We start from the raw sequence: 11992 nt of genomic DNA on the forward strand, positions 1-11992 counted from the left end.
TTCGAATGGAATTTCACCACTTAGAAATAGCCGTTGCGTTTCCGGTCTTCCATGCCGGCCTCAGAGATGTTGTCATCGAGACGAGTAGCCCCCCGCTCGCTAACCTTGGCCAGCAGCAGTTCTTCAATGATGTCTTCCACGGTAGCGGCGTCACTTTCTACCGCGGCGGTGCAGGTGGAGTCGCCCACGGTGCGGAAGCGCACCTGCCGGGTCACAATCTCATCGTCCTGATCCAGCCGGATGTGCTCCGTGAGGCCCAGTAGCTGGCCGGAGGGCAGCACCACACAGGTGCGCTCATGGCCGAAATAAATGTCGGGCAGCGCAATGTTTTCGCGCTGGATGTAGCGCCACACATCCAGCTCCGTCCAGTTGGAAATGGGGAATACGCGCACGTTTTCGCCCTTCTGAATGCGGCCGTTGTAGATGTTCCACAACTCGGGGCGCTGGCGCTTGGGGTCCCACTGGCCAAACTCGTCGCGCACAGAGAAGATGCGCTCCTTGGCGCGGGCCTTCTCTTCGTCGCGGCGGGCGCCGCCAATGCAGGCATCAAACGCAAACTCCTCAATAGTCTCCAGCAGGGTGTAAGTCTGCAGCGGATTGCGGCTGGGATACTTACCGCCCGGCTCATGCAGGCGCTGCCGCTTAATGGTTTCCTCCACGCGGCGCACAATCAGCTTCTCACCCAACTGCTCGGCCAGCGCATCGCGGTAAGCCAGCACCTCGGGAAAGTTGTGGCCGGTATCCACGTGCACCAGCGGGAAGGGAAACCGACCGGGCCGAAAGGCTTTTTCGGCCAGGCGCGTGAGCACAATGGAGTCTTTGCCACCGGAAAACAGCAGGGCCGGCCGCTCAAACTGGCCGGCCACTTCCCGCAGAATATGGATGGCTTCGGCTTCCAGCCGGTCGAGATAATCGAAAGTGGGGGTACTCATGTATGTAGTCGGGCTATCAGTTCAATTTTTTTCAACTGTCATCCTGAGCTTTGCGAAGGACCTTCTCCCGTTTGAATTACCACCGAACGGTTTCGTTCTGGTGTGACAAGGTCCTTCGCAAGCTCAGGATGACAAAGAATTTAAGTAGTAGCCGGCACCGGTTCTACCACCGGGTCGGGGCCGTTGTGTGCAGCGGTGGTGTGCAGGCCGCATTCTTTGGCCGATAGATCTTCCCACCACCAGCGGCCGGCGCGGAAATCCTCGCCGGGCCCAATGGCGCGGGTGCAGGGCGCGCAGCCAATGCTGACAAATCCCTGCTGGTGCAGCGTGTTCACCGGAATACCGTGTTGCTGGGTGAAGGTCACCGCCTCGTCCCAGGTCCAGTCGAACAGCGGGTGGACTTTCATCAGGTTGTGCGCGGCGTCCCACTCCATGGATTCCATGGTCTGGCGGTTCTGGGATTGTTCGGCCCGAATGCCCGTTACCCACGCCTGCCGGCCCGCCAAGGCTCGATTCAGGGGCTCTACTTTGCGGATAAAGCAGCATTCCTTGCGGTTGTCCACGCTCTCGTAGAAGGAGTTAGGGCCTTTCTCTAGGAGCAGGTTTTGCACCCCGGCCTGCTGCGGAAAGAACACCTCAATGGGCTTCTGATACTTGAGCAGCGTCTTGTTCCAGGTGGCGTAGGTTTCCTGAAAATTGCGGCCAGTATCCAGCGTAAACACCTGAATAGGCAGGTCGAACTCAAAAATCAGGTGGCTGATAATCTGGTCTTCCAGCCCAAAGGAGGTGGAAAACACGGCCTGCTCGGGGAAGTATTCGGCCACGAGGCGCAGCCGTTCCAGGGCCGAAGCCTGAATCAGCCGGGGGCGCAGGTCGTCCAGCAAGGCGTGGACGGCCAGCGCAGCATTTGCTGCAGACATAACAGGAAAGTAGGAGAGGAGAACCAAGCAGTAAGCCCGGATTCCGGCCAAACAATGGCCCCGGCAGCGGACAGCGGCGTTACAGCACAACGACGCGTAGTGCCCGGCGAGGCAGAAGGCGGGGTGGGCAGCTACGGAGCGGCTATGCGCACAAGCGCATCAGCGGGCCATCAGTAGAAGCACACAACCAGAACAGCGGAGGGGTGTGGTGCTAGCAACAACAGGGCATACCCATCATGGCACAACACCCATGCTGTACAGCAGAGGAGGTGGCGGATGTGGTAGCGGAGTTGAGGAAGCGTTTCACAGTCTGTTGTTTTTATATGCCCAGGACTTGGCACCGTTTCGGATGGTCCGCTGGTTGCCGGCGCTTCGTAGAGCCTGTCTCTCCACGCCTCTGTATAAAAACAATCCTTTGATGGTAAAGAATTGGTGCCCAAAGATAGGGTCCGAAATTTTACACTTCCAAAATTTATTTTTCTTGCTGACGTTGAAGTAGAGCCACCCAGCTGTAAAATCGGAAATTAAATATTCTGCTAAAGTGAAAAATAAATTATTCTAAAAATAGATTATCAGAGCAATTATATAAAGCTTGTATTAATTGAAAACAAGTTTATAAGCTACTGAAAAGCAATAGCATGTGCTATGTTTTATTTTTTAAATCAGTAATCCGGTAAATAAAAATCAGCCTATGAAGAGAAAAATTCGGGAAATGCTTCACATCATTAATGTCTGAAGCGACTACTGATTTTTTGCAAAAACGGAAGGGCTTCTGGCGCCGAATTCGTCATTAAAAGTAAACCCACATACACCACCGTCAGCACGCCGGAGCGCAGTAGCATGGTCAGGAAAGGGGAGTTGAGCGTGGGCATCAGCCAGCCACAAATTCCGGCAACAGCCGCTAAACCAACAATGAGCGGAATGCGCCAGGTGAAGGGCTGCATGCGGTAGCTGTACCACACAAACCACGTGCGGGCCACATTAATACTGGTGAGAGAAAGCAGCGCTGCCAGCGCTGCTCCGGTAAGGCCCCACGCCGGAATCAGCAGCAGGTTGAGGCCCACCGTAACCAGCGCCAGGGAGATATTGAAAATCAAATCGTAGCGGTAGCGCGGGGAGGTTACCACAATCAGCCCGTTCACGCCCGTCATGCTGTCGAAGAGCCGGCCCATGAGGAGCAGCAGCACGGCCGTGGTGCCAATGGCGTACTCGGGGCGGTGAATAAGGTGGTAGATGAAATCCAGATTGAGGCCGATGCCCAGCGCCAGCCAGCAGCCCAAAGTAGTGAGCAGGCGCGTGGTGTTGCGGTAAAAATCGGCCATGCGGGGCTGGTCGTTTTCCTTCCAATACTCGGCCAGCAGGGGGAAGGCAATTTTGCTGAGCGCCCGCCAGGGTATGGTGAGGGCGGTGCTGATGTTGATGGCAATGGCATAGACTCCGGCGGCGGCCAGGTTTATTTTGGAGCCCAGCATCAGTGAATCCACCGTCATTATCACAGTGCCCGAAATATTGGAAAGCAGCGCAAAAGCCCCAAAGTTTACCAGCTCGCGCACAGGGCGCACGCGAAATACCGCCTTGGTGGGCCGCAGATGCAGCTCCCCGATATATGCCAGATAGCCCGTGAGCAAAAGCGTAATCAGGCTGTTGACCCCAATATAAGCCAGCACAAACTGGTGGAATGTCAGGTAGCCGGTTCCGAATAAGAAGGCGGCGCCCGCAATGAGTATCCGCAGGAGAATTTCCTGCAGAAAGGAAGAAAACGCGGTGTGATACAGCCCTTTCAGGTAGGCATCCTGCAGGGAATACAGCAGCGTAAACAAGGCCAGCACAATGCCCCAGAGGTAATAAGGTCCCAGCAGGCCGGCATCGTGCGAATACAAACTCAGAAAGACCGGCTGGCCCAGCACATACAGGGCGGTAACCACCGCAAAGCCCACCAGCGGCAAGCCCAGCAGCAGCGGTAAAAAGCCATGGTGGCGGTTTTCAGCGTCGCGGAAATACGGGAAGAACCGAATGCCCATGCTGGCAAACCCCACCGCCGAAAGCTGCGCGAAAATGGTGGCAATAGACACCAAAACCTGCGTGAGTCCCAGCTGACTGGGCGCTAGAAAACGCGGCAGCAGCAACGTGGTATTCACGAAGCCCAGGGCCAGCCCAATGTAGGAAATTACGGTATTGCGCAGTCCCTGCCGCTGAACGATGCCCAAGGTTAATGAGTAGAAATGTGGTAAGTGAAAGTGTAATGAATGTGCATAAGGCACCACTTGTAAGCCTACTAATCCATCAACTCACCGAAACACAAATATCCAAGCTATTGACGAAGTAGACGGAATGTGCACGAAGGTACTCCATGATGGCTCGGAACTGTTGAGGGCCGTTGTGTTCGTTGGCCGGGTCGAAGTTCTCATTATGCCAGAGCACGGTACACACCCCCCCAAAACGCTCAATTTCCTTGAACATAGGCACCAGGGCTGGAAGGATTTCGTCTGGCCTCAGGCGCAGGTAGTTGGGATGGTAAAGCGTGGCGTCCATCACGTTTAGAGGGATTTCGAGGAAATCGTGGGCCCGGCCCCGCTGGAAATCGAACAGGTAAAAGGGCAGGCAGTATGAGTTTCGGAAGCCGAAATGCTCAGGGAAGCCCAGAGTGGTATCATACTCGAATGCCAAGTCGTCGAGCAATGCCGGCGTGGCGCGCGGCTCCCAGCTCAGGTAGTGAAACCGAATGCCCGGCATTGATGATTGTTCGTTTCGGTAGGGCAGCATACGCATTGCCGCCTCGCGCATCAGTTGGTCGGTATCGGTGGCAGTGCCAATGCTGCCGTGGAGTTGTATTTCGGCTCCCGCGTCAGCCAGAGCCTTAATCTGTGGGAGTATTAAGGCCAAGGCGTAGTCCGAGTTGGGCGTGCCATTTGCATCGGGGCGATTTTTTGGCAAAAAGAAAAATGTGCTTTTAGCGCCATATTCGGCTACAGTTTGCTGCACCTGCGCCAGGTTGTTCCAGGCATCTTTGTGCGTGAAATGCTGCCAAAGCTGCCGCCCGAAGCGCAGCAGCTTTCCCTGGCGTAATGCTGCTTTGGCCGGCGCTTTCCAGGCGCTGTATAGATTATCTATATCATGGGTGATGAAGGCGGCCCAGGCGGCGCCTCCGGCCCAGCGGAGCGGGCGTAAAGGCTGGCCCGTGACGTGCTCCACGGCCGTTTTCAGAATATCGAAATAGTAATTGACGACGGGCACCGTTACGAACCCGTAGCGGTACTGCACGCTAGCTATATAGGGATACCGTCCGTGCTGGTCCCGCTCCTCCGAGAAGTATTCCTGCCAGCCGCTGAGCAGATAAAAAGCGGCAGAAACAAGGTCTACGCCAATAAGCGCTTTGCCTTCTTTTAGCATAAGCAGCGGTTGCTCGGGCTGTTTGTCAAAGAAAAAAGGCAGCAGCTGATTCCGCCATTCCCGCTGGCAAGGCGGGGCGGGATAGGGGTTTTGACCTTCGAAGAAGTTCGAGTCGACCCGCGTCAGTTGAATAGCGTCGGTTTCTTCGTACCCAATGGAAATTGTAACCATTGATTCGTAAGCCTTCCGGAAATGGTGCAGGACATACGCAAGCCGGGTTTCAGCAGATATACGCGCAGGTTTTAGGGGAGGAAGGGCCACCGACATACAGCTAAGCTACATTTTCCAGCCAGCCCGCCAGCAAACGCAGCGCCCGCGCCTGGCTATGGCCTTCATCGGAAGTACCCAAAGTGGCGTTGTAGTAGCTCGCCCGCAGGTACAAATCGGCGGGTTTGTGCTGATACAGGCGGCGCAGCAAGGATTCCAGCTCCGGCGAGGTGGCGGTCCGCTCGCTGAGGCCGTGCGCCACGTAGCCATAATAGTCGTCGGGAAGCTTGTCACCGAAGCGGTAGTAAATACTGGCCACGTTCAGCAGCACGGCTTCCAGATGGGTGGAGGTGTCGGCGGCAACCAGGGCATCCTGGCGTTGCAAAAAATGAAACACGCCTTCGGCGCGGGAATTGGAAAATTGCAGCGCGGGCAGCTGCCGGCCCAGTTCCTGAAAGTTGCGCGTGTCGCTGGGGTGGGCGCGCAGGGTAAAGGTGAGTTCCGGGAAAGTGGGCAGCAGTGCCTGCAAAAGGCCGGCAATAGCCTCCAGCGGGTCGTGAATATTGCAGGCCACGCCCACGCGTAGCACGCGGGGGCTGGTATTTCGTTGCTGCAGAAACCCATCGGCTTTGGGCATGCCTACCAGTTCTACCTGGCCCGCTACGGGGCCGCACTGGCGGTATTTGTCCAGCGCATCCTGGCCTTCCAGCAAACTTAAATCGAAGCCCAGCGGCGGGAAATAGGGGCTGACGCTGGCGTGTTGCACGTAGGCCGTGGGTATTCCTTCGGTTTGGCAGGCCAGCAGCAGGGCCCGGGTATCGTCGTTGTGGTCGTTGGCAAAAACCACGGCCCGCGGGCGGTAGTGGCGTAGCGCCCGCCGATACACTTCGTAATATCCTACAGCATAAAAAACCAGGTCGAAAAACCGCAACGCCAGCTTGCCTTCGCGCCGCCAAAGTCCCAGCAATACGCCGGGAAATTGCCAGTAGTACAACAGCTTCCGGCGCAGTGAAAGGCGGTTTACCTGCTTTTGGTAGCGCCCAATCTGCTTCTGCTGCCCGGCCACGAATACACTATCAGGCCGGGCCTCCCGGATAAAGCGCAAGGAATCATAGTTGTTGGCGCTGACCACATACAGCCACACGGCCCCGCGCAGCTTCTCCGGGTTGCGAATGGGCTGCACTATATTCCCCAGGAGCCGCAGCACCGTATAGCCCGCCACCCGCAGGAGCCGCCGCCCCACACTGGCCGGCGAAATACCCGCCAGCGCCGCCTCCGACATACCCGCGAATAGCGGCGTGAACCGCAGCTGCAGAATGTCGCGCAGCCGCTCCGTGCGGGAAAGCGCGGCGGGCTTTACGCTCATAGCAAATCCCAGGTGAGGGGCGTGCCGGCCGGCAGACTCTGGCGGGCGGGCTTGCCCAGCAGGTGCTCATAGTAGCGCGGGGGTAAGCCCAGTCCGGGCCGCACCACCCGCAGATTTTCAGCGGTGAAAAGCTCGCCCGCTTTGATGTCCTGGGCCACGTACACGGAGCGTTTGTAAAGGCGACTTTTTTCCTCGGCCCGCTGCACGCCATACTGAATCTGGCCCAGCGCCTGCCAGGCGCGCTCCGTTTCCGTCACCAGGGTGGCCACTTCTTCCGGCTCCAGCGAAAAAGCCGAGTCCACGCCGCCATCGGCACGGCGCAGGGTTACGTGCTTTTCCACTACGCAGGCGCCCAGAGCCACGGCGGCCACGGCGGCGCCTACGCCCATGGTGTGGTCGGAGAGGCCGATGGGGCACTCCGGGAATAGTTGCTGCAAATGCGGGATAGTGCGCAGGTTGGTGTTCTGGGGCGTGGCCGGGTAGGTGCTGGTGCACTTCAGCAAAATCAATTCCCGGCAGCCGGCGTCGCGCAGCACCTGCACGCCTTCGGCTACCTCGGCCAGGGTGCTGGCGCCGGTGCTCATAATCACGGGTTTGCCGGTAGCGGCTACTTTCCGCAGCAGGGGCCAGTCGGTATTCTCGAAGGAGGCAATTTTGTAGGCCGGTACGCCCAGCGTCTCCAAGAAATCAACTGCTGATTCATCAAACGGCGAGCTGAAGGCCAGCATGCCGTGTTGTTTGGCCCGCTCAAAAAGGGGCTGGTGCCAATCCCAGGGCGTGTAGGCTTCCTGGTACAACTCGTGCAGCTCGCGCCCGAACCACAGGGAATTGGGGTCGTCAATGCGATACGCGCCGGGCAGCGTCATGGTATCGGCGGTGTAGGTTTGCAGCTTAATGGCGTGGGCTCCGGCGGCGGCTACGGCATCCACAATGGCGAGCCCGCGCTCCAGGCTTTGGTTGTGGTTGCCGCTGAGCTCAGCAATGATAAAGGGCGGCTGGTCGGGGCCAATCAGGCGGGAGCCAATCTGCATAATCAAGAACTACGAAGAGAGTGGGGCGGAAGCAAAGCGAAAAGAAAGCCAGCCGATAATCAGCCGTCCTTAATTCACCCATACAAAGGTAACTGAATCAGGCCGGCTACTATTCGCTTCTGAAAGCGGCTGGAAGCCCGCCCGCCGGAATGCCCGGATGGAAGCCTCATTGCGCTGCTGCACGTGGCCCACAACCCGGCGTAGCGCGGGCTTTTCCTGCAGCACCCGCCGCGTACCCTGCACCAACAGCTGCGGGGCTAAGCCCTGGCCGCGGTAGGCCGCATCCAGCAGGTAGCTGAGCGTGGCTTCTTCGCCTTCCATACTAAACCGGATAAGCCCGATGGGTTGTTTCGATTCCTGCTCCTCAGCAAGCAATAGTAGATGCTGCGGGTGATTCAGGCGGGCCGCTAGCCACTGTTCATGCTCGGGGGCAGCAACCGGGTTGGGGTTGAAAGAGAACTGCCGAACGGTGGGGTCGTTGGTCCAGGCCAGCAGCCGGGCAGAATCGGCCGTTACTACCGGCCGCAGCTGGAAAACCGGTTGGGGAAGGAGCAGGGCCGCGAATTCCTGCTGCAAGCGGTGGGAAATCTGCCCATCAAACCAATGCGCCTGCTGCTGGCGGAGGCGGTCGGCAATCCGGTCGGCTTCCGGGGAGGTGAGGACGTTGTTTATGCTGGGATAGGGCAGGGCCATGCCTTCACTGCGCAGAAACCGGTCGATATTCTGCTGATTATCGGCTACGGGCAGCACAAACAGCACGCCTCCGCCCGCCGCGCAATACTCATAGCTCACAGTGCTGGGGGAGCACACCGCCGCGCCGCACTGCTGCATAAGCAGGCACAGCTCGGCCGCGGGCAGGTTGCGGTGCAGCGTGATGCGCGGATGGGTTTGGGCCCAATGGGTAAGCACCTCCCAGCCCGCATAGGCACTGCCTACTACCACATGCACCCGCTGCACGCTGCTCAGGGCCAGTAGCTCATCGGCCACGCGCTGGGTCTGGTGGGTAGGGTCGGCGCCGCCCAGGCATACCAGTACGGTATCGGTGTCGGCGGTGCGCTCCGGGAGCGTTACTTCCCGAAAAGCCTGGCGAAGCGGGGCGTAGTGTGGTCCCAGCAGCAGCCGGGTAGCGGGGTTCTCTAATTTGTAATTAGCAGGCGGCACGCCCCCGGCCGGATTGAGCACTACATCGGCCAGCTGCGGGAAAGCCAGCAAATCATCGATATAAACCAACCGCGCTACCGCCGGGCGCACCGCTTGCTGGAAGCTATGCCCGAAGCCATAGCCATCCAGTACCAGTACATCCGTGGGCTGGAGCAGGTGTTGGGTCAGCCAGGCCGGCTCGCCATCATAGGGCATGGGCGGCACTTCCACCACTTCCTCACACACCATTCGCAGCTGCTCTAAAACGGCATCAGCCGGCTCCTGAATGGCAAAAACACAGGTAAACTGTTCGCTAAGTATTTCTCCCAACGCCAGCAGCCGCATCACGTGGCCCAGCCCAATGCGCGGATTGCCATCGGCACGAAGAATGAGGCGGGGGCGGGCGGCAGGGGACATCAGACCTTTTTTTGCTCTACGTGGGCGTTGAGGGCTACCAGCTCCGGGTGGGCATCCAGCAGCGCAATCAAGGCATCAGCGGATAGAGTAGCGGCGTTATACTCCTCAATCAAAATACGAATCAGCTCGAAATCCTCCGCGGTATCCACCGTAAGTCGGTATTCCTTCCGGACTTCGGGGCGGCGAATATGCGCAAAGCGCACTTGGCCCGAGCGGTTCTGGTTGATGTAGGGCGTTACATGCTCCCGGTCGCCGGGCAGGGTGGCGTGCTGGAAGGCTTCGGTGAGCAGCTCGCGGGAGAATATTTCAAAATCAAAACCTCGGGGAAAAGTGCGCTCCAGCACATTGGAGAGGTAAAGGCGCGGGTCGTTTTGCCGCAGGTATTCCGCCACACCCTGGGCTACCAGCGCGCCGTCCAATAGCGGGCAGTCGGAGGTGACGCGCACAATTACGTCGAGGTCATGTTCCTGGGCGCACTGGTAATAGCGGCCCAGTACGTCGTTTTCGTCGCCGCGGGTGCAGGGCAGGGCATACTGCCCGGCAAAGGCCGCTAGTAGTTCGTCAGTGGCGTTGGTGGTGGTGGCCAGGTACAGGGGCAGGCCGCTTTGGCGCAGGCGCTCTACGTGGTAGTGTAGCAGCGGGTGCCCGCCCACGGGGCGCAGCACCTTGCCCGGCAGGCGGGTGCTGGTCATGCGCGCCTGCGAAATCACACCCACCTTCTGCATTAGCGGGCTACTTTTTCCAGCAGGTACATGCTATCCACATTGCCCTGCTCATTAGGGGTTTGATAAGGGTACAGCTCCTGCTTTACCAGGCGCAGCTCCGGGAACTGCTCCAGGAAGAGCTTGGCGTAATCAGCCTTCCACAAAAAGCCTTCGTTGCCGCGGTAGGGAATGGTGGTCAGCTCGGGGCTGTAGTACTCAAACCCCCAGATATAGCGCCGCGAGCAGCGCACCATCTCGGCCATGATGCGAGGCAGGTCATCGGGCGCAATGTGGATGAGCACGCCGTTGGTGCACACCACATCAAAAAACGCATCCTTAAACGGAATATCGAAGCCGCTGCCCTGCACAATGTTTACGTGCCGGGTGAATTCCTTGGCCCGCTCCACGGCGTAGGGCTGCAGCTCTACGCCATACAGCTGCTGAAAGCCCATGTGCTGCAAGCCCGCCAGCTGCATGCCGGTGTTACAGCCCACTTCCAGAATGCGGCTTTCCGGCGCCAGTCTGCCCAGGAAATTGGCATTCATCTCGGTTTTGGTGAGGCCCCAGGTGGTGCGGTAAAACTCGTCCCAATCAGCCAGGGAACGGGAGTTGCGGTCGGTGTACTCGCGGCCGAACTCGCCGGACCAAAAATTCTCTTGGGTAGTATGAGCAGCCATTTAGTTGCTTGTTGCTTCTGATTGGGTAGTAACGAACTCCCGCACGCAGTCAATGACATATTGCTGCTCCTCGTCCGTCAGACTCGGGAACATGGGAATGCTGAGGCAGTGCGCGTAGTAGTGCTCGGCCAGGGGGAAGTTGCCGGGTTGCCAGCCCAGGCTCTGGTAGTAGGGCATGGTGTGCACCGGAATGTAGTGCACCTGGGCAAAAACCTGCCGGGTACGCAGGAAATCATACAGGCCTTTGCGGTCGGCTACCTGAATAATATACAGGTGATACGCGTGGCCTTCCCGGCCGGGGGCCAGCACCTGCACGCCCGGCATGGCGGCAAACGCGGCATCGTAGCGGGCGGCCAGCGCGCGACGGCGGGCTAACCCGGCATCGGCCCGCTCCAGCTGCGAGATGCCCAGGGCCGTGAGCATATCGGGCATGCGGTAGTTATAGCCCAGTTCCTGCATCTCCATGTACCAGCCGCCTTCGTTGCGGCTCATTTGAGCAGGGTCTTTGGTGATGCCGTGGGTGCGCAGCTTCAGGAGCTCCTGATATAAGTCCTCGCGGTTGGTGGTAATCATGCCGCCTTCGCCGGTAGCAATGTGCTTTACCGGGTGAAAGCTGAAAATGGCCAGGTCGGCGTACTGTCCGTTGCCGCAAAGCTGCTGCTCGCCATTGGAATCGATGAAAAAGCCGCCCGGCGCGTGGCAGGCGTCCTCAATCATCCAAAGGCCATACTCGTTGCAGAGCTGGCGGGCTTCCTCCAGGTTCACGGGCAGACCGGCAAAATCCACCGGAATCAGGCCGTGGAAATAGCCTTTAGGGTGGCTTTCCAGCAGGCGGCGCACGGCCTGCAAATCAATTAAGGCCGTGGCGGGGTCGATGTCGGCAAAATATACCTCGCCGCCACAGTACAGCACGCAGTTGGCGGAAGCGGCAAAGGTGATGGGCGTGGTAATAACGCGCTGGCCCGGTTGCACGCCCAGCGCCAGGGTGCACAGGTGCAGCGCCGCCGTGCCGTTGCTTACCGCTACCGCATAGCGCGCGTTAATGTAGGCCGCGAATTTCTCCTCAAACTCGGCCACTTTCGGCCCCTGCGTCAGGAAGTCGGAAAGCAGCGTTTCAGTTACGGCCTGCACATCCTCGGGGGTAATGTGCTGCCGGCCGTAAGGAATGGGGCGGGTTGGTTGAAACGACATAGCGGAAAAGCCTAAGC

General features: G+C 58.6%; 10 protein-coding genes and 1 riboswitch. All 10 genes read right to left on the reverse strand.

Translation table 11 applies throughout. The annotated features are described in order from the left end of the window. Positions 1–20: 20 nt before the first annotated feature. Positions 21–932, reverse strand: coding sequence for a sulfate adenylyltransferase subunit CysD (gene cysD / locus PK28_RS08440; protein ID WP_044513354.1), 912 nt, complete (start codon positions 930–932; stop codon positions 21–23). Positions 933–1072: 140 nt separating this feature from the next. Next, positions 1073–1852, reverse strand: coding sequence for a phosphoadenylyl-sulfate reductase (locus tag PK28_RS08445; protein WP_044513356.1), 780 nt, complete (start codon positions 1850–1852; stop codon positions 1073–1075). A 316-nt stretch (positions 1853–2168) separates the two neighbouring features. Beyond that, positions 2169–2260: riboswitch (SAM riboswitch) on the reverse strand. 317 nt (positions 2261–2577) lie between these two features. Next, the gene (locus tag PK28_RS08450; protein WP_048825771.1) at positions 2578–4059 is read right to left on the reverse strand and encodes a lipopolysaccharide biosynthesis protein; all 1482 of its coding nucleotides are present in this window, start codon (positions 4057–4059) and stop codon (positions 2578–2580) included. A 76-nt stretch (positions 4060–4135) separates the two neighbouring features. Beyond that, positions 4136–5413, reverse strand: a complete 1278-nt coding sequence (locus tag PK28_RS08455) for a DUF7033 domain-containing protein (RefSeq protein WP_044513359.1) — start codon at positions 5411–5413, stop codon at positions 4136–4138. A gap of 100 nt (positions 5414–5513) precedes the next feature. Further along, a complete protein-coding gene (locus PK28_RS08460; protein ID WP_231576115.1) occupies positions 5514–6815 on the reverse strand; it encodes a glycosyltransferase family protein in 1302 nt (433 codons plus the stop codon). Beyond that, complete coding sequence (gene pseI / locus PK28_RS08465; RefSeq protein ID WP_197070387.1) at positions 6812–7846, reverse strand: pseudaminic acid synthase; 1035 nt, start codon at positions 7844–7846, stop codon at positions 6812–6814. The genes PK28_RS08460 and pseI overlap by 4 nt, the downstream gene beginning before the upstream one ends. 69 nt (positions 7847–7915) lie before the next feature. After that, positions 7916–9403, reverse strand: coding sequence for a UDP-2,4-diacetamido-2,4,6-trideoxy-beta-L-altropyranose hydrolase (gene pseG, locus PK28_RS08470; RefSeq protein ID WP_044513362.1), 1488 nt, complete (start codon positions 9401–9403; stop codon positions 7916–7918). Continuing rightward, complete coding sequence (locus PK28_RS08475) at positions 9403–10128, reverse strand: cytidylyltransferase domain-containing protein (RefSeq protein WP_044513363.1); 726 nt, start codon at positions 10126–10128, stop codon at positions 9403–9405. The genes pseG and PK28_RS08475 overlap by 1 nt, the downstream gene beginning before the upstream one ends. After that, a complete protein-coding gene (locus PK28_RS08480) occupies positions 10128–10784 on the reverse strand; it encodes a pseudaminic acid biosynthesis-associated methylase (protein WP_044513364.1) in 657 nt (218 codons plus the stop codon). Before PK28_RS08480 ends, PK28_RS08475 begins: the two co-directional genes overlap by 1 nt. Next, on the reverse strand, positions 10785–11975 hold the full coding sequence (gene pseC, locus PK28_RS08485) for a UDP-4-amino-4,6-dideoxy-N-acetyl-beta-L-altrosamine transaminase (protein WP_044513365.1): 1191 nt from the start codon (positions 11973–11975) through the stop codon (positions 10785–10787). Between the last annotated feature and the right edge of the window lie 17 nt (positions 11976–11992).

The sequence above is a fragment of the Hymenobacter sp. DG25B genome (genome assembly GCF_000801315.1).
Classification (GTDB): domain Bacteria; phylum Bacteroidota; class Bacteroidia; order Cytophagales; family Hymenobacteraceae; genus Hymenobacter.

Excerpts from the sequence above, each read along its gene's own strand:
- pseC (WP_044513365.1), bottom strand. The coding sequence starts at position 11,975 with ATGTCGTTTCAACCAACCCGCCCCATTCCTTACGGCCGGCAGCACATT.
- PK28_RS08455 (WP_044513359.1), bottom strand. The coding sequence starts at position 5,413 with ATGGTTACAATTTCCATTGGGTACGAAGAAACCGACGCTATTCAACTG.
- PK28_RS08480 (WP_044513364.1), bottom strand. The coding sequence starts at position 10,784 with ATGGCTGCTCATACTACCCAAGAGAATTTTTGGTCCGGCGAGTTCGGC.
- pseI (WP_197070387.1), bottom strand. The coding sequence starts at position 7,846 with ATGCAGATTGGCTCCCGCCTGATTGGCCCCGACCAGCCGCCCTTTATC.
- PK28_RS08445 (WP_044513356.1), bottom strand. The coding sequence starts at position 1,852 with ATGTCTGCAGCAAATGCTGCGCTGGCCGTCCACGCCTTGCTGGACGAC.
- pseG (WP_044513362.1), bottom strand. The coding sequence starts at position 9,403 with ATGTCCCCTGCCGCCCGCCCCCGCCTCATTCTTCGTGCCGATGGCAAT.
- PK28_RS08460 (WP_231576115.1), bottom strand. The coding sequence starts at position 6,815 with ATGAGCGTAAAGCCCGCCGCGCTTTCCCGCACGGAGCGGCTGCGCGAC.
- cysD (WP_044513354.1), bottom strand. The coding sequence starts at position 932 with ATGAGTACCCCCACTTTCGATTATCTCGACCGGCTGGAAGCCGAAGCC.
- PK28_RS08475 (WP_044513363.1), bottom strand. The coding sequence starts at position 10,128 with ATGCAGAAGGTGGGTGTGATTTCGCAGGCGCGCATGACCAGCACCCGC.